We start from the raw sequence: 23,429 nt of genomic DNA, 5'->3' as shown, positions 1-23,429 counted from the left end.
ATGGCCTCACCGCAACCGAATGCAACAACTACTTCGAAAACGCAGGATACTGTTCAACCTAAAATCATCCCGCTCTAGGATCACGGTAGGTCCAGGCCCTTATCGAGGAACGACGTTGCCGAGATAGGCGGGGTTGTCGCCCAGCGCAACTACCGCGCAAGCCTGGCTTGCCTCGCCGGAATGGTCATGGCGGCGACGCCGACGACGACAAAGGCCATGCCAAGCCAGGCCGTTGGCCCGAGGCTTTCGCCGAGGAAGACGGCGCCGATGCCGACGCCGATCGGCACGCGCAGATAGGCCTGCGAGGTGGTGCCGACCGAGCCCAGCGTGTGGATGAGCCGGAAGAAGATCGAGAAGGCGAGCGCGGTCGAGAAGATCGAAAGCCCGAACAGCGCCAGGATCGACGCCGTCGATGGCGTCAATGCCCAGGGCCGGTCGAAGACGAGGCTCAAGGGAATCAGGATCGCGGCGCCGCAGATCATCGAGCCGGCGGCCGGCACCATCGGGTCGAGCCCCCTGAAATTGCGCCCGAAGATCGCCGCGCCCGCATAGCAGATGGTGGCGGCGACGACGGCAAGCTGCGCCCAGAGCTGATGGCCGAGACCGCCAAGAGCCTCGGTGCCGACGATGAGGCAGATGCCGGCGATGCCGGCGCCGACGCCGACCAGCTTGCGCAGCGTCACCGGCTCGTGGCGGGTGAGCAGCGCGGTCAACAGAAAGGTGAAGATCGGCGACGTGGCATTGAGGATGGTGGCAAGGCCGGCGTCGATCGAGCGTTCGGCAGCGGCGATCAGCGTGAAAGGAATGACGCTGTTGAGGCAGGCCTGGAACATGAAGCGGCGCCAGTTCACCGCGTCCCGCGGCATGGCGAGGCCGCGCCAGCGGATGAGGCCAAGCAGAATGGCGCCCGCGATCAACGTGCGGCCGGCGATGAAGGTCACCGGCGGGATCGTCTCGACGCCGATCTTGATGAAGGTGTAGGAGGCACCCCACAATACCGCCAGCACGGCCAGCAGCGCCAGTTCGGTGGTCATCCCGGTCTTTTCGGACATTTTGTGGTTCTTGCCTTCAGCCTGTTGCCGGAAACGACCGCTTCTAGCCCACGGCGCGGCGGAGATGTTTCGATGATGGCGAAACCATAGTCGTGAGCAACGCAACTGTTATGGGCCAGATCGACGCTATCGCTGCCGCAGCCGACGAACAATCGCGGCCAAGGTCGGCACGGTGCAAAGCGACGCCGATTTTCGGGGTAGGCAAAGTGGCTGCAAGTCGCTAGACCCGCGCCCGGCCGGCATGGCAGAAAGCCGGTGGGTCGTTGGCGGAGACATTGATGCCGAAATATGACGTGCTTTGCATCGGCAATGCCATTGTCGACATCATCGCGCAGTGCGACGAGGCCTTTCTCGAAACCAACGGCATCATCAAGGGCGCGATGAACCTCATCGACACCAGGCGCGCCGAGCTGCTCTATGCCCGCATGGGACCGGCGATCGAGGCTTCGGGCGGCAGCGCCGGCAACACGGCGGCGGGCGTGGCGAGCTTCGGCGGCCGCGCCGCCTTCTTCGGCAAGGTGTCGAACGATGCGCTCGGCGACATCTACACCCACGATATCCACGCCCAAGGCGTGGCCTTCGACACCAAGCCGCTCAAGGGCGAGCCGCCGACGGCGCGCTCGATGATCTTCGTCACGCCCGACGGCGAGCGCTCGATGAACACCTATCTCGGCGCCTGTGTCGAGCTCGGACCGGAAGACGTCGAGGCCGACAAGGCCGCGGGCGCCAAGGTAACCTATTTCGAGGGTTATCTGTGGGATCCGCCGCGCGCCAAGGAAGCGATCCGGCAGACCGCGAGGCTGGCGCATGCGGCCGGGCGCGAAGTGTCGATGACGCTGTCGGATTCCTTCTGCGTCGACCGCTACCGCGACGAGTTCCTCGAACTGATGCGGTCGGGCACGGTCGATATCGTCTTCGCCAACAGCCACGAGATCAAATCGCTCTACCAGACCTCTTCGTTCGAGGACGCGCTGGCGGCGATACGCAAGGACTGCAAGGTCGCCGCCGTCACCCGCTCGGAAAAGGGTTCGGTGATTGTGCGCGGCGACCAGACCGTGACCATCGAGGCGACGAAGATCAAGGAACTGGTCGACACGACCGGCGCGGGTGACCTCTACGCCGCCGGCTTCCTCTATGGCTATACGAGCGGCCGCAGCCTGAAGGATTGCGGCGATCTCGGCTCGCTGGCGGCCGGGCTGGTGATCCAGCAGATCGGCCCGCGGCCACGCCAGAATCTGCGCCGCGAGGCGGAACAGGCTGGGCTGCTTTAGTTCCGCTGCGTCACCACGGACAGGCACCGAACAAGGCCACCTGTCGCGCGGCTGTCATATAGCTCTCTTACAGGCGCTTTGGACGTTTCCGTGACTGACATTTCGGGACGTCTGCAGCAGTTGGGGTGCCGCATGCGAGACAGCAACCTTTACGGTCGCTGCGCCTGTCGCCGTTGCGATCGCCGCTTTCCGTTATAGCCGTTCAAGAACCGTCGCGGCTGGGGAGGAGAGCGCGGCGCGCGAGACAGACGCATGACCAGATTTCAGAATCCACGTGAGGGAATTTCGCAAGATGCCTTGGCAGGCCTGGTGGCCGAGGCCGTGCAACAGGCTTTGACGCAGCATGGGGTCCTGCTGGACGCGCAGGCCCTGGTTTCGGCCAGCGCGATGGCTGGCGCGGTTGCCGCCGCCCTTCCCTTCCTGCCGCAGGCGCAGCGGCTTGCGATCATCTCCTTGAAAGGTGGCTGGACCGAGCTGACGTCCGAGTTTTTCCGCACCACGGCGGACAAGATCGCGAGCGGCGGCCAGGCAGGCGGCGAAAGTCTGGATGGAAGCCCGACGGCAGGGCCCCGCAAACATGCCTCCCGGCCCTTGGCCGAGCGAGCCTCCGAGCTTCAGTCGATGCTCATCGAAGACTGGGCCGGCGAGGTTGCCGGGTCGACCTATCTGGAAGAGAGATTGCGCATACCCCGTTCGACGCTGCATCGCTGGCAGAGGCGCGGCGAGGTCGTCGCGCTTCGCAAGGGCGGCCGCAAGCATGTCTTCCCCATCGCCCAGTTCGTCGACGGCAGGCCGGCTCCCGGCATAAGCGAGGTATTGGCGGCGATCACCAATCCGAGGCTGGCCTGGTTCTGGCTCACTCGCCCGTCCGCCGAACTGGGCGGTCGCATCCCCATCGAAATGCTGTGTGAGGACATGATCGAGGATGTGGTTCGCATCGCGCGCACCTTGTCCTGATCGCTGTCTTTCCAACATGGCCTCCGTGTTTTGGCGGTCGCTGCGCCAAAATATTAGCCGATTATCTTTCCGTCATGAAACCGTAACAAATGGCACATTTAGCACATTTATCAGCTTAAATTACGTGCCTTACGTATATGTTGTGCAATATGTCCCATTCTTTCAAATATGTGACGTGATATTTGCGCAACAAGACTTTTCTAAGAGCCGGAAAAGCCGCTTTCCAGCCACAATCTCTGTTGTATGCAGCCGCCAATTAGGTCATGTCGAGGGCGAAGAAGCGGCGCCGGTGCGCGACTTTTTCAACGATGGGGACGGGGGTGGCAAAGCCGAATGGCAGTCCAGGCCTGTCTTGAACCTTTGACTGGAGATTCAAGAAAATGAACATCAAGAGCCTTCTTCTCGGCTCCGCTGCGGCATTGATCGCAGTTTCGGGCGCCCGCGCCGCCGACGCGGTGACCGTCGCCGAGCCGGAACCGGCCGAATACGTCAAGATCTGCGACGTTTACGGTGCGGGCTACTTCTATATCCCGGGCACGGAAACCTGCCTGCGCATCGGCGGCTATGTCCGTTACGACATCGGCCTCGGCGACGTCGGCTCGTTCGATGGTGCCAAGGCGATCGATCATCAGGACGGCGGCGACAACAAAACCTGGAAGAAGAATGCCCGCTTCACCTTCAAGACCTGGACTGGCCAGGAAACCGAGCTCGGCACCTTGAAGACCTACACTGAAATGCGCTTCAATTTCGGCAATGGCGCTGGCGTGAACAGTGTTGGTGACGCCGTCGACAATCCGGCGGGCAACAAGAACGTCTCGGTGAAATTCGCCTGGATCCAGCTCGGTGGTCTTCGCGTCGGTAAGGACGAATCGGCCTTCGACACGTTTGTCGGCTATGCCGGCAACGTCATCCAGGACACGATCGTTCCCTACGGCGATTTCGACACCAACGTCGTCCAGTACTACTTCGACGCCGGCAGCGGCTTCTCGGCCGTGGTCTCGCTTGAAGAAGGCCAAGGCACCGTCGGCACGATCGACAGCTATGTTCCGCATGTCGTCGGCGGCGTGAAGTACAAGCAGGATTGGGGTGCGATCGCCGGCGTCGTCGCGTACGACAGCAACTACGAGCAAGTGACTGGCAAGGTCCGCTTGGACGTCAACGTCAACGACCAGATCTCGCTGTTCGGCATGTTCGGCTACGGCAACGACGGCAAGCTCAACGACGACGCGACCAATGTCATCGACGCTCATGGCCGCGGCTTCTACAAGCAGTGGGGCGGCAACTGGGCCTGGTGGGCCGGCGGTACCTACAAGTTCGACAAGAAGACCTCTTTCAACCTCCAGGTGTCGGGTGACGACGACAAGAACTACGGTGTGGCTGCAAACGTCGCCTACACCATGGTTCCGGGCTTCACGGTCACGGCCGAAGTGGACTACGACCACTACGGCAACTTCGACAGCCCAACCATCTATGGCAACTTCACCAAGGCCGACAAGAAGAACAGCGTCGGCGGCATCCTCCGCTTCCAGCGTTCGTTCTGATCGAACCTTGCTACCTCGACAAGGAAGGCCCGCGGCATTGCCGTGGGCCTTTTTGTTGTCTGGGCTGAAGGTTCAATTCCCCGCCGTATAGGCCGCGATCGCCGCCATGTTGACGATGTCACTATCCTTGGCGTTGAGCGAGACGATCTGCACCGGCTTGTTCAAGCCGACCAGCAGCGGGCCGATGACGGTCGAGCCGCCGAGCTCCTGCAGCATCTTGGTCGAGATCGAGGCCGAGTGGAAGGCCGGCATCACCAGCACGTTGGCCGGACCAGTGAGCCTGATGAATGGATACTGTGCCATGGCGCGAGGGTTCAGCGCCACGTCGGCGGCCATCTCGCCGTCATATTCGAAATCGACGCGGCGCTTGTCGAGGATGCGCACCGCCTCCTGTATCCGCTCCGAGCGCTCGCCCTGCGGGTGGCCGAAGGTGGAATAGGCGAGCATGGCGAGCCTGGGCTCATAGCCCATGCGGCGGGCAAAGCCCGCGGCCTCCTCGGCGATGTCGGCGATCTGCTCGGCATTCGGCATGTCGTGCACGGCGGTGTCGGCGATCATCACGGTGCGGCCGCGCGCGAGCACGATCGAGGCGCCGATGACGCGATGGCCGGGCTTGGCGTCGATGACGCGGCGCACGTCGTCGAGCGCGGTGGAATAGTTGCGCGTCACGCCGGTGACGATGCCGTCGGCGTCGCCCAGCGCCACCATGCAGGCGGCGAAATGGTTGCGGTCGTTGTTGATCAGGCGCTGACAGTCGCGGAACAGGAAGCCTTTCCGCTGCATGCGCTCGTAGAGATAGTCGGTGTAGATGCCGTTGCGGCGCGACAGCCTGGCATTGATGATCTCGAGGCCCTGCTTGTTGAGGTCGATGCCGGCGTTGCGGGCGTTCTCCTTGATGACGTCGTCGCGGCCGAGCAGGATCGCGGTGCCGAGCTTCTGGTTCGCATAGGAGACGGCGGCGCGCATCACCTGCTCTTCCTCGCCCTCGGCGAAGACGATGCGCTTGGGCTGGCGGCGGACGCGGTCGTAGATGCGCTGAAGCGTCGAGGCGATCGGATCGCGGCGGGCAGACAGCTCCTGCGCATAACGGTCGAGGTCGAGGATCGGCTTGCGGGCAACACCCGAGTCCATTGCGGCCTTGGCAACCGCCAGCGGGATCGCCGAGATCAGGCGCGGATCGAACGGCACGGGAATGATGTAGTTGGGACCGAATTTCGGCCGGTTGCCTTGATAGGCCGCCGCCACGTCGTCCGGCACATCCTGGCGCGCAAGCTCGGCCAGCGCGCGTGCGGCGGCGATCTTCATCTCGTCGTTGATGGTGGTGGCCCGGACATCCAGCGCGCCACGGAAGATATAGGGGAAGCCCAAGACATTGTTGACCTGGTTCGGGTAATCCGAGCGGCCGGTCGCCATGATGGCGTCGGTGCGGATCTCGCCCACTTCCTCGGGCGTGATCTCCGGGTCGGGATTGGCCATGGCGAAGATGATCGGGTTCTTGGCCATGGATTGCACCATGGCGGGTGTCAGCGTGCCCTTGGCGGAAAGGCCGAGGAAAACGTCGGCGCCGTCCAGCGCCTCGGCCAGGCTGCGCGCCTCGGTCTTGACCGCGTGCGCCGACTTCCACTGGTTCATGCCTTCGGTGCGGCCCTGGAAGACCACGCCCTTGGTGTCGCACAGGATGATGTTTTCCGGCGAAAAGCCCATCGCCTTCATCAATTCGATGCAGGCGATGCCGGCGGCGCCTGCGCCGTTGCAGACCATCTTCGTGGTCTTCATGTCGCGGCCGGTGATCTCCAGCGCGTTGATCAGCCCGGCGGAAGAGATGATGGCGGTGCCGTGCTGGTCGTCATGGAAGACCGGGATGTCCATCAGCTCGCGCAGGCGCTGCTCGATGATGAAGCATTCCGGCGCCTTGATGTCCTCGAGATTGATGCCGCCGAAGGAAGGCCCGAGGAAGCGTACGCAGTTGATGAACTCCTCGGCATCCTCGGTCGCCACTTCGAGGTCGATGGAATCGACATCGGCGAAGCGCTTGAACAGCACCGCCTTGCCTTCCATCACCGGCTTCGAGGCCAGCGCGCCGAGATTGCCTAGGCCGAGAATGGCGGTGCCGTTGGAGATGACGGCGACCATGTTGCCGCGCGCGGTATAATCGAAGGCCCGGCTCGGGTCCTCCGCGATGGCGCGCACCGGAACGGCGACGCCCGGCGAATAGGCGAGGCTGAGGTCGCGCTGGGTGGCCATCGGCTTGGTGGCGACGATCTCCAGCTTGCCTGGCCGCCCCATGGCGTGGAATTCGAGCGCCTCCTGCACGCTGACGGAGGGCCCGCTGTTTTCGGTTTTCCTGGCCATGATGCTCTTGATTTCCTCGCCTGTGCGGCACCGCTTGGGACGGGTGCGTTCTTATGGATTCCCGAATTAAGGCTACACGCGGCCGCTGTAAACCGACAAGCCCGGCGAAGCTGCTTCAAGGCGCACAGACCCAGACATTGCCGAGCTCAATTGGCAGCCGGCTGGCAGCAGGCTCGCGGTTTCCCCTGCTTTTCGAGCGCCTGGCATTAAACCGCGTTGTCACATCTGCTAGCGTTCCGGCATGAACATGCACATGCCGACCGACCCCGACGCGCAGGAAACGACGACGCCGGCGCCCGCCATGGGCACCGTCACGCCGATGATGGAGCAGTATATCGAGATCAAGGCGGCGAACCCGGATTCGCTGCTCTTCTACCGCATGGGCGATTTCTACGAACTGTTCTTCGACGACGCCGAGAAGGCGAGCCAGGCGCTCGGCATCGTTTTGACCCGGCGCGGCAAGCACCAGGGCCACGACATTCCGATGTGCGGCGTGCCGGTGCATGCGGCGGATGACTATCTGCAGAAGCTGATCGCGCAAGGTTTTCGCGTTGCGGTGTGCGAACAGATCGAGGATCCGGCCGAAGCCAAGAAACGCGGCTCGAAATCGGTGGTGCGCCGCGACGTGGTGCGGCTGGTCACGCCCGGCACCATCACCGAGGACAAGCTGCTCGCGCCCTCGGAATCGAGCTTTCTGATGGCGCTGGGGCGGGTGAAAGGCAATGCGGCCAGCCAGGGCAGTTTCGCGCTGGCCTGGATCGACATCTCGACCGGCGCTTTCCGCGTCGCCGAGACGACGGCGGAGCGGCTGCTTGCCGACATCTTCCGCGTCGATCCGCGCGAGCTGATCGTCGCCGAGCCGGTGTTCCACGACCCGGAGCTGCGGCCGGTCTTCGACGTGCTCGGCCGGGTCGCCAACCCGCAGCCGCCGTCGCTGTTCGATTCGGCGTCGGCCACGGGCCGCATCGCCCGCTTCTTCGATGTGGCGACACCGGACAGTTTCGGCACCTTCTCGCGCGCCGAGCTGTCGGCGATCTCGGGCGCCATTGCCTATGTCGAGAAGACGCAAAAGGCCGAGCGGCCGCCGCTGTCGCGCCCCGAGCGCGAGGAGAGCGGCTCGACGCTGTTCATCGATCCGGCGACACGCGCCAATCTGGAACTCCTGCGCACGCTGTCCGGCAGCCGCGACGGCTCGCTGTTCAAGGCGATCGACCGCACGGTGACCGGCGGCGGCGCAAGGCTGCTTGCCGACCGGCTGATGGCGCCGCTGACCGATCCGGCGGCGATCGCGGCAAGACTGGATTCGGTCTCGTTCTTCCGGGCCGAGACGCAGCTTTGCCAAGGCTTGCGTGCGAACCTGAAAAGCGTCGCCGACATGCCGCGAGCGCTATCCCGGCTGGCGCTCAACCGCGGTGGCCCCCGCGACCTCGGCGCGCTGCGCGCCGGCTTCGAGGCGGCGGCGGCGATTGCCGGGCTGTTCGCGGCGACGGACCTGCCCGCAGAGCTCGCTGCGGCGCTCGCGGCGATCAAGGCCTTGCCCGAGGCGCTGGCCCGCCATCTCAGCGAAGCACTCGACGACGAGCTGCCGCTCATCAAGCGCGACGGCGGCTTCGTGCGCTCCGGTTATCATGCCGAACTGGACGAGATGCGGGCGCTGCGCGACGAGTCGCGAAAAGTGATCGCCGGGCTGGAGCGCTCGCTGATCGAGGAGACAGGCATCCGCTCGCTGAAAATCCGGCACAACAACGTGCTCGGCTACTATATCGAGGTGACGGCCAACCATCACTCGATCATGACCGGCAGCGATGCGGCCAAGGCGCGCTTCATCCATCGCCAGACCATGGCCAACGCCATGCGCTTCACGACGACGGAACTGGCCGAGCTGGAATCGAAGATCGCCAATGCCGCCGACCGGGCGCTCGGCATCGAGCTTGCCGCGTTCGACCGACTGACGACGGAGGTGGTCGGCGAGGCGGACAGCATCCGCGCCGGCGCCGAGGCGCTCGCCGTGCTCGACGTGTCGTCGGCGCTGGCGCTGCTTTCCGAGAGCGAAGGCTGGTGCCGACCGGCGGTCGATGCCAGCCTCGCCTTCGAGATTGCCGGCGGGCGGCATCCGGTGGTCGAACAGGCGCTCAGGCGTTCCGGCGAGGGGCCGTTCGTCGCCAATGACTGCGACCTCTCGCCGGAAGGCGGCGCGAAGGCGGGCGCCATCTGGCTGCTCACCGGTCCGAACATGGGCGGCAAGTCGACGTTCCTCAGGCAAAACGCGCTGATCGCCATCCTTGCCCAGACCGGCTCCTTCGTGCCGGCCGAGAGCGCCCATATCGGCGTCGTCGACCGGCTGTTCTCGCGCGTCGGCGCTTCGGACGACCTGGCGCGCGGCCGCTCGACCTTCATGGTCGAGATGGTCGAAACGGCGGCGATCCTCAACCAGGCGGGCGAGCGGGCGCTGGTCATCCTCGACGAGATCGGCCGCGGCACTGCGACCTTCGACGGCTTGTCGATCGCCTGGGCGGCGGTCGAATACCTGCACGAGAAGAACCGCTGCCGGGCGATCTTCGCCACGCATTTCCACGAGATGACTGCGCTGGCCGGCAAATTGCCCCGGCTCTCCAACGTCACCATGCGGGTCAAGGAATGGGAAGGCGACGTCGTCTTCCTGCATGAGGTCGGCAAAGGTGCTGCCGACCGCTCCTACGGTGTGCAGGTGGCGCGGCTCGCCGGCCTGCCGGAAGCGGTGGTGGCGCGCGCTAGGCAAGTGCTGCACCAGCTCGAGGAAGGCGAGGTCTCGGGCAAGGCCAACCGGCTGGTCGACGACCTGCCGCTGTTTTCCGTGGCGGTGAAGCGCGAAGCGCCTAAGCCGGCGAAAAACGATGCGCTGGGCGACGCGCTCGGCGCGATCAATCCGGACGAGATGACGCCGCGCGAGGCGCTGGAGGCGCTCTATCGGCTGAAAGGTCTGGCGACAAAGCAATAGCACCTGCCTCTGTTGACTCATTGTACCATTCGGTACAATGTCGGACCAAGCGAACGAGGCCAAGAGATCAAGATGAGCCGTCCGCCATTGCCGCCCTTCACGGCCGAAACTGCCGCGCAAAAGGCGCGGCTCGCGGAGGATGCCTGGAACAGCCGCGACCCGGAACGGGTTTCGCTCGCCTATACTGAGGACAGCGTCTGGCGGAACCGGGCCGAGTTCATCTCAGGCCGCGGCGAGATCGTCGGCTTCCTCAAGCGCAAATGGGCGCGCGAGCTGGACTATCGCCTGATCAAGGAGGTGTGGACCTGGAACGAAAACCGCATCGCCGTGCGCTTCGCCTATGAATGGCGCGACGACAGCGGCCACTGGTTCCGCTCCTACGGCAACGAGAACTGGGAATTCGACGAGGCCGGGCTGATGCGTCGTCGCGTGGCGAGCATCAACGACCTGCCGATCACCGAGAGCGAGCGTAAATACCATTGGCCGCTCGGCCGCCGGCCGGACGACCATCCCGGTCTTTCGGAGCTCGGGCTTTAGAGCATGATCCCAAAAAGTGTGTAGCGGTTCTTGGAAAAGATCATGCTCAAACAAGAACGCTAAGCATGCGGCGCATCGCTCCAGATCGCGAGCAGTTGCTGGGAATCGTTGCCGAGGTTTTCCGTGAGCATGGCTATGAGGGCGCCAGCCTGGCCTTGATCGGCGAGGCAACGGGGCTGGGCAAGGGAAGCCTCTATCACTTCTTTCCCGGCGGCAAGGAGGAGATGGCGAGGGCCGCCATTGCCCATATCAATGGCTGGTTCGAGGAGAATGTCTTTGCGCCGTTGCGCGAAAGTGCCGATCCGCGGGCCGGGATCGGGCACATGCTCGAAGCGACGGACAGCTATTTCCGCTCGGGACGGCGCGTTTGCCTTATCGGTGCCTTCGCGCTGGATGAATCGCGCGACCTTTTCGCCGACCAAATAAGGGACTATTTCGGCCGCTGGGTCGCGCGTCTCGCCGAAGCGCTCGCGCGATCCGGGCTCCGACCGGGCGAGGCTAGCGAGCTTGCCGAGGAAGCCGTCGCCGCCATCCAGGGCGCACTCACGCTTGCCCGGGCCGCCAATGACCTCAATGTATTCTCAAGGACCTTGCGGCGGCTGCGGGTGCGGCTTGGGCTACCGGCCAAGACATAGCCCCGGTTCCTACACCGGTTCGAAGCGGAAGCCTGTTGCGGTTCGGGAAATCCGGCCGACGCCCGCTGAATCGAGATGCGCTCCTGCAACGCAATAGCCGTTGTCGGCGGCAAGGGCCAATATTTGCAGCCGGGTTATCCGCGCCTGGTCCTGGTCGGCGTCGAACTCCCATGCGACCTCCGGCCGATCGAACTGAAGCGACGGCACATGCACGAGGTCGCCCCAGACCAACAATGTTTCGCCGCCGCTCGTGACGCGAAAGCAGGTATGGCCGATTTCATGGCCGGGAGCGGCGATCGCCTCGATATTCGCGCTCAGGCGCTGGCCAGGGTCCAAAGGTTCGGCCCGATCATGGAAGCGGCTCAACCTCGCTACCGACCGAAACATGTCGAGTTCAGGCCGAGGAACAAGCAACCGGGAGAGCTGCGGGAAGCCGTCCCGACCATCGGCAAGGATAAGCCCGTGGATATGGTCGAGATGCGTGTGGGTAAAGGCAACCGTGTGTATCCGATCGACGGCGATCCTCGCCTCGCTCAGCGCCTGCGGTAGAAAGCCCATCGTCGGATGCCAGGCGTTCGAGGATCCCGTATCGATCAGCATGATTTCGCTACTGTCGTCGACGGCAAAGGCATTGACCGACAGTCTCAGCGCGCCGTCGATGAGCGCCACCTGCGGCGGGAGATCGCCGCCGAAAGGCTTGTCTCCCGGCTGGCGCAGTCGCCGGACTGGCATGTCGACATGGCCGTCGCGCAGCGACGTGACGGTCATGTCGCCGATTTTATAGGCTGTGTGACGAGGTCCGGCTGAAATTCGTTCCAATGCGTATTCTCGGTTCAGTCGCAAAACCCGAAGTGCGGTTTCGTTAGATCATCTCCAGGCCGCGCTTGCGTGTCGGCGGCGGGAAGGCGCGGTCGAGCTCGGCAAGGTCCTCCGCCGTCAGGACGATGTCGAGCGCGGCGGCATTCTGGCGAACGTGGTCCTGGCGGCTGGCCTTCGGGATAGCGATGACGCCTTTCTGCGCCGTCACCCAGGCAAGCGCGATCTGCGCCGCCGTGGCGTTGTGGCGAGCGGCCACGGCATCAAGCCTGGCATTGCGCGCCAGCGCGCCCTGCTCGACCGGCGAATAGGCCATCAGCGGGATGCCGCGCTTGAGACTCCAGGGCGCCAAGTCGAATTCCGGGCCGCGTCGCGAGAGGTTGTAGAGGATCTGGTTGGTCTCAACGTTGGCGCCCGAGGGCAGGCCCACCAGTTCCTCCATCTCGTCGGTGTCGAAATTGCTGACGCCCCAGTGGCGGATCTTGCCGGCCACCTTCAAGGCCTCGAAGGCCTCGATCGTTTCCGACAGCGGCACGCTGCCCGGCCAATGCAGCAGATAGAGATCGATGCGGTCGGTCGCCAGTCGCCTCAGACTGTTCTCGCAGGCCCGCTTCACGCCGGCACGCGAGGCATTGGTCGGCAGCACCTTGGACACCAGAAAAGTCTCGTCGCGACGCCCGGCGATGGCCTCCGCCACCACCTCCTCGGCACCGCCGCCGGCATACATCTCCGCCGTATCGACGAGCGTGATGCCGAGGTCCAGCCCGAGCTTCAGCGCCGCGACCTCATCGGCGCGGCGGCGCCGATCCTCACCCATCTTCCATGTGCCTTGACCGAGCACCGGAACGGCCTCGCCGGACGGCAAGATAGTGGTTCTGATCGTGGACGACATGGCCTGCTCCGCGTGACACCTGATCGCAGCACAGCCACAGCCAGAAATCCAGACCGAAGTCCTCGCTTCGTCCGATACCGGCGCGGAGCGATCACTTCACGGGATGCTTGGCAAGCCAGTCCTGCATCTCTTTGATTTCGGCTTCCTGCGCCTTGACGACACCTTCGGCGAGCTTGCGTATCTCCGGGTCTTCGCCATTGGCGATCACCACCTTGGCCATGTCGATCGCACCCTGATGATGCGGGATCATGCCGCGCACGAAGTCGACATCGGCATTGCCGGTGTACTCGATCATCATGTCGCCGTGCATCTTGTCCATCGCCGCCTTGTAGCCGGCGGTGGCGGGGCTATCCGTGCCCATCGCCATGCCCGACATGTCGTGCTTCATCTCCTCGGTCCGCGCCGGAACGCTTTCGAGGAACACCGCGAGCAGCATTCCCGCCGCCATCAGCAGCAGCACGATCTTCTTGGCCAGGGTCATTCAGGTCTCCTTTGCGATTGGATTTTCGTATCTGGGAGCTTCGCTCAGAGTTTCAATGTTCTCAGCCGCAAGGCGTTGGAAATGACGGAGACGGACGACAGGCTCATCGCCGCCGCCGCGATCATCGGCGAGAGCAGCGTGCCGGTGAGCGGATAGAGCACGCCAGCGGCGACCGGCACGCCGAGCACGTTGTAAAGGAAGGCGAAGAACAGGTTCTGGCGGATGTTGCGGATCGTCGCCTGGGCCAGCGTGCGAGCCCTGACGATGCCGTTGAGGTCGCCCTTGACCAGCGTGATGCCGGCGCTTTCGACCGCGACGTCGGCGCCGGTGCCCATGGCGATGCCGACATCGGCGCCGGCCAACGCCGGGGCGTCATTGACGCCGTCGCCGGCCATGGCAACGCCGGCGCCGCGAGCGCGCAGCTCGTCGACGAGCGCGCCCTTCTCGTCGGGCAGCAGGCCGGCACGCACCTCGTCGATGCCGAGCCTGCCGGCGATCGCTTTTGCCGTGCGCTCGTTGTCGCCGGTCGCCATGATGATCCTCAGGCCCTTGTCGTGCAGCGCCTTGATCGCTTCGGCCGTGGTGGCCTTGACCGGATCGGCGACGGCGACGAGGCCGGCGAGCTTGCCGTCGGCGGCAACGAACATCGCCGTCTTTCCTTCGGCCTGCAGCGTTTCCGCCTTGGCGGATACGGGAGCGGTGTCGATGCCAAGGTCGGCCATCATCGCCGCATTGCCGAGCGCGACCTTTTTGCCGGATACCGTGCCGGCAACGCCCTTGCCGGTGGTTGCCTCGAAGTTTTCGGCATCGGCAAGCTTGACGCCGCGTTCGGCGGCACCCTCGACGATCGCCTCGGCGAGCGGGTGTTCAGAGCCTTTTTCGAGGGTGGCGGCAAGCGACAGCAGATCATCCTCATCGATGCCCTCGGCCGCGACGACGTCCGTCAGACGCGGCCTGCCCTCGGTCAAGGTGCCGGTCTTGTCGACGATCAGCGTGTCGACCGCAGCGAAACGCTCCAGCGCCGCAGCTTCCTTGATCAGCACGCCGGCATGCGCGCCACGCCCGGTCGCTGTCATGATGGACATCGGCGTGGCAAGCCCCAACGCGCAGGGGCAGGCGATGATCAGCACCGACACCGCCGAGACGATGGCGAAGATCAGGCTGGGCTCGGGCCCATAGACCGCCCAGGCGATGAAGGCAACGACGGCCACCAGCACCACGGCCGGGACGAAATAGAAGGACACGCGGTCGGCCAGCCCCTGGATCGGCGCGCGCGAACGCTGCGCCTTGGCGACCATCTCGACGATGCGCGACAGCGTGGTCTCGGCGCCGACCTTTTCGGCGCGCATGACCAGCGAGCCGTTCTTGTTGAGCGTGCCGCCGGTCAGAGAATCGCCTTCGGTTTTTTCCACCGGAAGCGGCTCGCCGGTGATCATCGATTCGTCGATCGCCGAGCGTCCTTCCAGCACAATGCCATCGACCGGGACGGCGTCACCAGGGCGGATGCGGAGCTTGTCGCCGGTGTTGACGCTGTCCAGCGGCACGTCCTTTTCGGACCCGTCGGCGCCGATCAGGCGCGCCGTTTTCGGAGCGAGGTCAAGCAGGGCGCGGATGGCCGATCCCGTGCGCTCGCGGGCGCGCAATTCCAGCACCTGGCCAAGGAACACCAGCGCGACGATGACGGCGGCGGCTTCGAAATAGACCGGCACTGTGCCATCATGGCCGCGGAACTGATGCGGAAAGATGTCGGGGAACAGCACGGCGACCACGCTGTAGAGATAGGCGGCGCCGACGCCGAGCGAGATCAGCGTCCACATGTTGGGGCTGCGGTTCAGGATCGAGTCCCAGCCGCGATGGAAGAACGGAAACGCCGCCCACAGCACCACCGGGCTTGCCAGCGCCAGTTCCGCCCACGTCTTCGTCCGGCCATCGATGAAGCTTTCGAAACTGACACCCAGCATCGGTGCCATGGCGAAGACCAGCAAAGGCACGGACAACACCGCGCTTATCCAAAAGCGCCGCGTGAAATCCACCAGCTCCGGGTTCGGACCCTCATCGCCGGTCGGCACGCCCATCGGCTCCAGCGCCATGCCGCAGATCGGGCAGGAGCCGGGCTTGTCTCGGATGATCTCGGGATGCATCGGGCAGGTGTATTGCGTGCCCTTCGGCATGGGCTGCGGTTCCGGCCGGCCGGCAAGATATTTGGTCGGCTCGGCCTCGAACTTGCCCTTGCAACTGCCTGAACAGAAATAGAAGCCCTGCCCTTCGTGGCGGACGAAATGCCTGGCGCTCGCGCGGTCGACATTCATGCCGCAAACGGGATCGATTGCCGTCAAGTATTTGTCCGGCTCGGCCTCAAACTTCGTGCGGCAGCGCTCGCTGCAGAAATGAAAGGTCCGGCCGCCATGCTCGGCCGCCGGCTTGCCGGCGGCCGGATCGACCGTCATGCCGCAGACCGGATCGCGAATCACCGCTTCGGCGGCAGGCGCGGTATCCTTTGCGGAACAGCAGGATGCACCGTGCGCATGATGGTGGTGATGGTCGGAATGGGTCATGAGCAAATACCTCGGAAGTCTCGAAATTGAGGTGGAGGTAGTCCTTCCAGTAACTGGAAGGTCAAGGGTCGGTTTCGATTTTTCGAAATTCCGGCCGCCCGGCCTTGCGCTGCATCAAATGTAAGCCTTTGGAAACGCGGCGACGCCCCCATACACAGCGCCGGGAAAACGCGCTATAGACGCCGCCGAATGGCAAAGATCTCCCTGAAACTCGACGAAATCATCGACGGCGACGCCTTGCGGCGCGACCTGACCGTGCTGACGGCGGCTAGCGCCGGCGACGGCTCAAGCAAGACCACGCGCACGGCCGTCCTGCAACTGCTCAAGGGCAGACTTGGCGAGGGACGAAAGATCGCCGAGTCGATGCTGAAAGAGGATGGCGGCGGCAATGCCTGCGCCGAGCGGCTGTCGCATCTGATGGACGAGCTGATCCGGGCGCTCTACGATTTCGCCGCCACGCATGTCTACCGGGTCAAGAACCGTTCCGCGGCCGAGCGCATGGCGGTCGTCGCGGTCGGCGGCTACGGCCGCGGCACACTGGCGCCGGGCTCCGACATCGACCTGTTGTTCCTGCTTCCCTACAAGCAGACGCCGTGGGGCGAGCAGATCGTCGAATACATGCTCTACATGCTGTGGGACATGGGGCTGAAGGTGGGCCACGCCACCCGCAACATAGAGGAATGCCTGAGGCTGTCGCGCACCGACATCACCATCCGCACTTCGATCCTGGAAGCGCGCTTCCTGTGGGGCGAGCACAAGCTGTACGAGGAATTGCTCACCCGCTTCGACCACGAAGTGGTGCGCACCACCGGGCCGGAATATGTGCAGGCCAAGCTCGCAGAACGCGACGAGCGCCACGCCAAGGCGGGCGAGAGCCGCTATCTGGTCGAACCCAACGTCAAGGATGGCAAGGGCGGGTTGCGCGATCTGCAGACATTGTTCTGGATCGGCAAATATTTCTACCGCGTGCGCACCGGCGAGGAGCTGGTCGAGAAAGGCGTCTTCACCGAGGCCGAATATCGCGAATTCCAGAAGGCCGAGGATTTTCTCTGGGCGGTGCGCTGCCACATGCACTTCCTCACCGGCAAGGCGGAAGAACGACTGCATTTCGATATCCAGCGCGAGATCGCCGAGCGGCTCGGCTACACGACCCATCCCGGCCTGTCGGCGGTCGAGCGCTTCATGAAGCACTACTTCCTGGTGGCCAAGGATGTCGGGGATCTCACCCGTATCTTCTGCGCGGCGCTCGAGGAAGAGCAGGCCAAGCACGTGCCGGGCTTCAACCGCATCTTCCTCACCTTCTCGCGGCGCAAGCGCAAGCTCGCCGGCACGTCCGACTTCATCGTCGACAACCACCGCATCAACATCGCCGACGACATGGTGTTCGAGCGCGATCCGGTCAACCTGCTCCGCCTGTTCTGGTTCGCCGACAAGCATGGGCTGGAGTTCCATCCCGACGCGCTGAAACTGCTCACCCGCTCGCTCGGCCTGGTCAACAAGTCGCTCAGGCGCGACGAGGAGGCCAACCGGCTGTTCCTCGACATCCTGACCTCGGACCGCAACGCAGAGCTCAACCTCAGGCGCATGAACGAGGCGGGACTGCTCGGCAAGCTGATCCCCGACTTCGGCAAGATCGTCGCCATGATGCAGTTCTCGATGTACCATCATTACACGGTGGACGAGCATCTCATCCGCTGCATCGGCGTGCTGGCCGAGATCGAGCGCGGCGACGGCGCCAAGGTGCATCCGCTGGCCCACTCGCTGATGCCGGGGCTGAAGAAGAGCCGCGAGGCGCTCTACGTCGCCGTGCTCTTGCACGACATCGCCAAGGGCCGGCCGGAGGACCATTCGGAAGCCGGCGCCAGGATCGCGCGGCGCATCTGCCCGCATATGGGACTGTCGGCCGCCGACACCGAGACCGTCGCCTGGCTGGTCGAGAACCATCTCGTCATGTCGATGACGGCGCAGACGCGCGACCTCAACGACCGCAAGACGATCGAGGACTTTGCTTCGATCGTGCAGTCCGTCGAGCGGCTGAAACTGCTTTTGGTGCTCACCGTCTGCGACATCAGGGGTGTCGGACCGGGCGTCTGGAACGGCTGGAAGGGGCAGTTGCTGCGCACGCTCTATTTCGAGACCGAGCTGCTTTTGACCGGCGGCTTCTCCGAGGTATCGCGGGCCGAGCGCACCGCGGCGGCGCGCGAGCGGCTGGCCGAGGCGCTGGCGGCCTGGCCGGCGAAAGAGCGCAAGCGCTATGTCGCGCTGCATTACGAAAATTATCTGCTCACCGTCGACCTGCCCGACCAGTTGCGGCACGCCGAATTCGTCCGCGAGGCGGATGCGGCCGGCAAGAAGCTCGCCACCGTGGTGAAGACGCATGAGTTCGAGGCGGTGACCGAGGTGACGGTTCTGGCGCCCGACCATCCGCGCCTGCTTTCGGTGATTGCCGGCGCGTGTGCCGCGGCCGGCGGCAACATCGTCGATGCGCAGATCTTCACCACCTCCGATGGGCGCGCGCTGGACACCATTTTGATCAGCCGGGAATTCGACCGCGACGAGGACGAGCGGCGGCGTGCCGAGCGTGTCGGCAAGCTGATCGAGGACGTGCTGTCAGGCAAGAGCTGGCTGCCGGAGATGATCGAGAAGCGCACCAAGCCGAAACGCGGCGCCAAGGCCTTCCGCATTCCGCCGCGCGCCGAGATCCGCAACACGCTGTCGAACCGCTTTTCCGTGATCGAGGTCGAGGGACTGGACCGGCCTGGCCTGCTGTCAGAAATCACCGGGACGCTCTCCGACCTGTCGCTCGACATTGCCTCCGCGCACATCACCACCTTCGGCGAGAAGGTCATCGACACCTTCTACGTCACCGACCTCACCGGCCAGAAGATCGACAGCCCGACGCGCACGGCCACCATCCACAAGCGGCTGATCGATACGCTCGAAGGCAACGCGCCCGAACGCAACGGCAAAACCAAGGCAGCGGCCGAGTGACATCCATTTGACGCAATTCCGCAGGCAGTCATCCTCCGCATGAGCCTTGTCAAGAAATTCGCCACCGTCGCTTCCGGCACGCTGATGAGCCGGGCGCTGGGTTTCGGCCGCGAGATGCTGATGGCGGCCGCTCTCGGCACCGGGCCGGTCGCCGACGCCTTCAACGCCGCCTTCCAGTTTCCCAACACCTTCCGCCGGCTGTTCGCCGAGGGCGCCTTCAACGCCGCCTTCGTGCCGCTCTTCGCCAAGGAGATCGAGACGCACGGCACCGACGGCGCCAAGCGCTTTTCGGAGGAAGTGTTCGGCGTGCTGTTCTCGGCGCTGCTCGCGCTCACCATCGCCATGGAACTGGCGATGCCGCTGATCGTGCGCTACCTGGTAGCGCCGGGCTTCGCCGACATTCCGGGCAAGTTCGAGACGACCGTCCGGCTTGCGACGATCATGTTCCCGTATCTCATCTGCATGTCGCTAGGCGCCATGATGGCGGGCATGCTGAATTCGCTGCGCCGCTATTTCGCGGCGGCAATCGCACCCGCTTTCCTCAACATCATCCTGATCGGCGTACTCGGCTATGCCTGGTATCACGGGCTGAATGCGCATGACGTCGGCTTCGGGCTTTCCTGGGGCGTGCTGGCGGCGGGCATCGTGCAGCTCGCCATCGTCTGGGTGGCGGTGCGTCATGCCGGCATCTCGATCGGCTTCCGCCGGCCGAAGATGACGCCGAACGTCAAGCGGCTCCTGATCCTGGCGCTGCCGGCGGCGATCACCGGCGGTATCACCCAGATCAACCAACTCATCGGCACGGCGATCGCCTCGGGGCAGAACAGCGCCGTGTCGTCGCTCGCCTATGCCGACCGTATCTACCAGCTGCCGCTCGGGGTCGTCGGCGTGGCGGTGGCGATCGTGCTGTTGCCGGAACTGTCACGGGCGCTGAAATCGGGCAATCTGATCGAGGCCGCCAATCTGCAGAACCGGTCTGTCGAATTCACGCTGTTCATGACCTTGCCGGCCGCCGCGGCGCTCTGGGTGATGTCGGAACCGATCGTGCGGCTGGTCTATGAGCGCGGCGCTTTCGCCGCCAACCACTCGACGCCGATAGTCGCCTCGATCCTGGCGATCTTCGGCCTCGGCTTGCCGGCTTTCGTGCTGATCAAGGCCTTCACGCCCGGCTATTTCGCGCGCGAGGACACGCGCACGCCGATGGTCTTCGCCGCCATCTCGGTCGGCGTGAACGTCGCCACCGCGCTGACACTTTTCCCGTTCATGGGCGCGCCGGGCATCGCGGTCGCTTCGGCGATAGCCGGCTGGGTCAACGCGCTGATGCTGCTCGGCATGCTGATCCGGCGCGGCCATTGGGGCCGCGACATACCGCTGTTGAAGCGCATTCCGCGGCTGGTGCTTTCGGCGGTGGTGATGGCTGCGGCGCTCTACTTCGCCGAGCACTATTTCGCGGCAAAGCTCGGACCGGGCTCACCGCTGGTGGTCAAGGCGACGACGCTGTTCGCGCTCGTCGGCGGCGGGGCGGCACTCTACTTCATCACCGCCTTCGGCACCGGCGGGGCCGATTTCGGCATGATCCGCCGCAACGTCAGGCGCGGCTCGAAGGCGGTGCCGCCGGTCACGGAACAGTCTCCAGATCCGTGAGCCTGAATTCGTCGGCCGTGGAGAGCATCGGAACGGCGTAGTAGCGCGCGCAAGCGTAGTGGAAGCAGTCGGCCATATTCAGACGGATGGCGTTGTTGCGATACCGCGACGCGGCCTCGACGGACAGCGATGCTGCCTCGGGCGCAGGCGGAAGCTCGCGCAAGGCAATAGCCCGTTCTTCAAGGAAGCGGCTCACGATCTCCGCGCTCCTCGCAACAGGTATGGCGAGCTTTTCCGGCCGCGCGAGCGCCATCGCGGCTTCCCACACGGCGATCGCCGAAGTGAACGGGGTCGACGTATCAACGACCGCCCGCGCACAGCGCTCGGCCTCGGCTTCGTTGCTCAGCATCGCGACGATGGCGGCGGCGTCGACGAACATCAGTCCTCGCCGGAAAGCTCGTCATAGACCGAGCGCGGCAGCGGGTTGCGCGCCCGCTCGCTGAGCTTGATCCCGAATTCGGCGCGCAGCCTTGCCGCCGTTTCCAGCGGCGTCTCGCGATTGCGGCGCCGCTCCAGGGCTTCGCGCATGGCGATCACGATAGCCTCGGTAATGCCGACGCCTTCGACCCTGGCGAAAGCGCGCGTCAGACTATCCGCTTCTTTGTTACTGATGTTGATGGTCATCGCGAGCGCCCGCATTTGTGTAGCTTGCTTAATGTAGCAGGCTACAAAAAGAAATCAACATGTGGCGGGCCGGTTCGGCCCGGACTTTACCCGCGCTCCAGCGCCAGCTTTGCCCCGAACAGGATGAGCAGGCCGCCGGCAAAGCGATCGATGGCGCGGCGCAGACGCCGGTAGCCGTTCGAAACGACTTCGGCCGCGAACAGCCAGACCACGCAGGCATACCAGCCGACCGAGATCGCCACCATAAGCGCGACCGACGCGAGGTTCAGCCAAAGCGAGGGCTGCGCCGGCAGGGCGACGGCGAAGATGCTTGCCACCGAAAGCGCCGAACGCGGATTGGCAAGGCTGGTCGCAAGACCGATCCAGAAGGCGCACCCGGTCGAGAATCCCTTGCCGTCGACAGCCAGCGCGGCATCCGCCGTGCTGCGCTTTTCGGCAAGCACGATCAGCCTCATGCCCGAATAGATGAGATAGCCGGCGCCGGCGAGCTTCAACGCCGCATAGGCCCAGGGTGCGGCGAGGAAAAGCGCCTTGATGCCGGCAAGCCCGCAGACGCCCCAGACGGCAGTGGCGATGCCGATGCCGCAGACGGCGGCGAGGCCGGCGCTGCGCGAGCGCGCCACCGCGATCCGCGCCGTCATCAAAAAGTTCGGCCCGGGCGAAACCGCCGCGACCAGCCAGACGGACGCCACGGCAAGCAGATGCGAAAGCATGATGAGAACCCCAAACGACACGACAATGCTAGGCCACTTCAATTCCGACTGGCTAGAGCCAACCGAAGTCATGGATCGGGGCTCTTGATCGCGCGACCGCCTTCGTCCATAAGCGCGCCGTCGCAAGACTTTCGCCGCGCGCGGTTTCCAGCCGCATGATTGGCTCCAAAAAGTCTGCAACTTTTTGGAATCATGCTTATACGGCCCTCCACAAGCCCTGAGGAACTCATGTCCGCCTTCAAGCCACTCGTCTTTTCGGGCGTCCAGCCGACCGGCAATCTGCATCTCGGCAATTACCTCGGCGCCATCAAGAAATTCGTCGCTCTCCAGGAACAGTCCGACTGCATCTATTGCGTCGTCGACCTGCATTCGCTGACGGCGCAGCTCGTCTATCAGGATCTCGGCGACCAGACGCGTTCGATCACGGCGGCGTTCCTCGCCTCCGGCATCGACCCCAAGAAGCACATCGTCTTCAACCAGTCGCGGGTCATCCAGCATGCCGAGCTTGCCTGGATCTTCAACTGCGTGGCGCGCATCGGCTGGATGTACCGCATGACCCAGTTCAAGGACAAAGCCGGCAAGGACCGCGAGAACGCCTCGCTCGGCCTGCTCGCCTATCCGAGCCTGATGGCGGCCGACATCCTGCTTTACCGGGCCACGCATGTGCCGGTGGGCGAGGACCAGAAGCAGCATCTGGAACTGACCCGCGACATCGCGCAAAAATTCAACAACGACTTCTCCGAGCGCATCGCGGCTCTCGGCGTCGGTGTCGAGATGCAGGTCGGCGAGGAGACCGTGAACGGCTATTTTCCGATCACCGAGCCGGTGATCGGGGGGCCAGCGGCGCGCATCATGAGCCTGCGCGACGGTTCGAAGAAAATGTCGAAATCGGATCCGTCGGACCTGTCGCGCATCAACCTGACCGACGACGCCGACACCATCTCGAAAAAGATCCGCAAGGCCAAGACCGATCCGGAGCCCTTGCCGAGCGAGCTCGACGGGCTGGAAAGCCGGCCGGAAGCGGAAAACCTGGTCGGCATCTATGCCGGCCTCGCCGAAATCTCCAAGGCCGACGTGCTGAAGGACTATGGCGGCCAGCAGTTTTCCGTGTTCAAGCCGGCACTGGCCGACCTTGCGGTGGAAAAGCTCGCGCCGATCGCCTCCGAGATGCGCCGCATCGAGGGCGACCGCGCTTACGTCGACGCCGTGCTCAAGGATGGCGGCGACCGCGCCCGCGCGATCGCCGAGGGCACGATGAAGACGGTACGCGACATCATCGGCTTGCTGCAGGACTGATCGATCCTACCTGATTGACTCCGGCGCCATGCCGGCCGGCGGCTTGCCGCCGGTCCAAGGCGGTGGCAGATTGCGGCCGAATTGATACCGAGCAG

General features: G+C 64.4%; 18 protein-coding genes. 9 read left to right on the top strand and 9 right to left on the bottom strand.

Features of this window, described 5'->3' with window-relative positions:
- Positions 1–149 precede the first annotated feature (149 nt).
- Positions 150–1,052: an EamA family transporter gene (locus tag P9236_RS14440; RefSeq protein ID WP_278075293.1), complete on the bottom strand. Its 903-nt coding sequence runs from the start codon at positions 1,050–1,052 to the stop codon at positions 150–152.
- A gap of 278 nt (positions 1,053–1,330) precedes the next feature.
- On the opposite strand from P9236_RS14440, the gene P9236_RS14435 reads away from it, so the two are divergent.
- The 3 genes from P9236_RS14435 (at position 1,331) to P9236_RS14425 (ending at position 4,821) form a co-directional block, all read left to right on the top strand.
- A complete protein-coding gene (locus P9236_RS14435) occupies positions 1,331–2,323 on the top strand; it encodes an adenosine kinase (protein ID WP_278075292.1) in 993 nt (330 codons plus the stop codon).
- Positions 2,324–2,620: 297 nt separating this feature from the next.
- On the top strand, positions 2,621–3,280 hold the full coding sequence (locus P9236_RS14430) for a hypothetical protein (protein WP_347405190.1): 660 nt from the start codon (positions 2,621–2,623) through the stop codon (positions 3,278–3,280).
- Positions 3,281–3,660: 380 nt separating this feature from the next.
- Positions 3,661–4,821 (top strand): porin, encoded by a 1,161-nt coding sequence (locus P9236_RS14425; protein WP_278075290.1) that lies wholly within the window; start codon positions 3,661–3,663, stop codon positions 4,819–4,821.
- 72 nt (positions 4,822–4,893) lie between these two features.
- Here the strand turns inward: P9236_RS14425 and P9236_RS14420 are convergent, their stop codons facing one another.
- The gene (locus P9236_RS14420; protein WP_278075289.1) at positions 4,894–7,173 is read right to left on the bottom strand and encodes an NADP-dependent malic enzyme; all 2,280 of its coding nucleotides are present in this window, start codon (positions 7,171–7,173) and stop codon (positions 4,894–4,896) included.
- Positions 7,174–7,426: 253 nt separating this feature from the next.
- Here P9236_RS14420 and mutS point away from each other — a divergent pair, with 253 nt between their 5' ends.
- From mutS to P9236_RS14405, 3 genes are all read left to right on the top strand, one after another.
- Complete coding sequence (gene mutS, locus P9236_RS14415) at positions 7,427–10,150, top strand: DNA mismatch repair protein MutS (protein ID WP_278075288.1); 2,724 nt, start codon at positions 7,427–7,429, stop codon at positions 10,148–10,150.
- A 72-nt stretch (positions 10,151–10,222) separates the two neighbouring features.
- Positions 10,223–10,687, top strand: a complete 465-nt coding sequence (locus P9236_RS14410; RefSeq protein WP_278075287.1) for a nuclear transport factor 2 family protein — start codon at positions 10,223–10,225, stop codon at positions 10,685–10,687.
- Positions 10,688–10,752: 65 nt separating this feature from the next.
- Positions 10,753–11,322, top strand: a complete 570-nt coding sequence (locus P9236_RS14405) for a TetR/AcrR family transcriptional regulator (RefSeq protein WP_278075286.1) — start codon at positions 10,753–10,755, stop codon at positions 11,320–11,322.
- Between the two features lie 9 nt (positions 11,323–11,331).
- On the opposite strand, the gene P9236_RS14400 is transcribed toward P9236_RS14405, so the two are convergent.
- The 4 genes from P9236_RS14400 to P9236_RS14385 form a co-directional block, all read right to left on the bottom strand.
- Positions 11,332–12,090 (bottom strand): MBL fold metallo-hydrolase, encoded by a 759-nt coding sequence (locus P9236_RS14400; protein WP_278075285.1) that lies wholly within the window; start codon positions 12,088–12,090, stop codon positions 11,332–11,334.
- A gap of 94 nt (positions 12,091–12,184) precedes the next feature.
- The gene (locus P9236_RS14395) at positions 12,185–13,030 is read right to left on the bottom strand and encodes an aldo/keto reductase (protein ID WP_278075284.1); all 846 of its coding nucleotides are present in this window, start codon (positions 13,028–13,030) and stop codon (positions 12,185–12,187) included.
- A 91-nt stretch (positions 13,031–13,121) separates the two neighbouring features.
- Positions 13,122–13,511 carry a DUF305 domain-containing protein gene (locus P9236_RS14390; protein ID WP_278075283.1) on the bottom strand — a complete coding sequence of 130 codons (390 nt, stop codon included), beginning with the start codon at positions 13,509–13,511 and terminating at the stop codon, positions 13,122–13,124.
- A gap of 44 nt (positions 13,512–13,555) precedes the next feature.
- Positions 13,556–16,066: a heavy metal translocating P-type ATPase gene (locus P9236_RS14385; RefSeq protein ID WP_278075282.1), complete on the bottom strand. Its 2,511-nt coding sequence runs from the start codon at positions 16,064–16,066 to the stop codon at positions 13,556–13,558.
- A gap of 189 nt (positions 16,067–16,255) precedes the next feature.
- On the opposite strand from P9236_RS14385, the gene P9236_RS14380 reads away from it, so the two are divergent.
- Together P9236_RS14380 and murJ are read left to right on the top strand one after the other, a co-directional pair.
- A complete protein-coding gene (locus P9236_RS14380) occupies positions 16,256–19,057 on the top strand; it encodes a [protein-PII] uridylyltransferase (RefSeq protein ID WP_278075281.1) in 2,802 nt (933 codons plus the stop codon).
- A 39-nt stretch (positions 19,058–19,096) separates the two neighbouring features.
- Positions 19,097–20,701 carry a murein biosynthesis integral membrane protein MurJ gene (gene murJ, locus P9236_RS14375; protein WP_278075280.1) on the top strand — a complete coding sequence of 535 codons (1,605 nt, stop codon included), beginning with the start codon at positions 19,097–19,099 and terminating at the stop codon, positions 20,699–20,701.
- Here murJ and P9236_RS14370 read toward each other — a convergent pair.
- From P9236_RS14370 to P9236_RS14360, 3 genes are all read right to left on the bottom strand, one after another.
- Complete coding sequence (locus P9236_RS14370) at positions 20,676–21,080, bottom strand: type II toxin-antitoxin system VapC family toxin (protein WP_278075279.1); 405 nt, start codon at positions 21,078–21,080, stop codon at positions 20,676–20,678. The two genes, murJ and P9236_RS14370, sit on opposite strands and share 26 nt — an antisense overlap.
- A complete protein-coding gene (locus P9236_RS14365; RefSeq protein WP_278075278.1) occupies positions 21,080–21,325 on the bottom strand; it encodes a type II toxin-antitoxin system VapB family antitoxin in 246 nt (81 codons plus the stop codon). The genes P9236_RS14370 and P9236_RS14365 overlap by 1 nt, the downstream gene beginning before the upstream one ends.
- An 86-nt stretch (positions 21,326–21,411) precedes the next feature.
- Positions 21,412–22,038, bottom strand: a complete 627-nt coding sequence (locus P9236_RS14360) for a LysE family transporter (protein WP_278075277.1) — start codon at positions 22,036–22,038, stop codon at positions 21,412–21,414.
- A 228-nt stretch (positions 22,039–22,266) separates the two neighbouring features.
- Here P9236_RS14360 and trpS point away from each other — a divergent pair, with 228 nt between their 5' ends.
- Complete coding sequence (gene trpS, locus P9236_RS14355; protein ID WP_278075276.1) at positions 22,267–23,334, top strand: tryptophan--tRNA ligase; 1,068 nt, start codon at positions 22,267–22,269, stop codon at positions 23,332–23,334.
- Positions 23,335–23,429 lie beyond the last annotated feature (95 nt).

The organism is Mesorhizobium sp. WSM4884 (assembly GCF_029625675.1).
Classification (GTDB): domain Bacteria; phylum Pseudomonadota; class Alphaproteobacteria; order Rhizobiales; family Rhizobiaceae; genus Mesorhizobium.
Note: the sequence above shows the minus strand (reverse complement) of the source record. Positions and strands in the feature narration are given on the sequence as shown.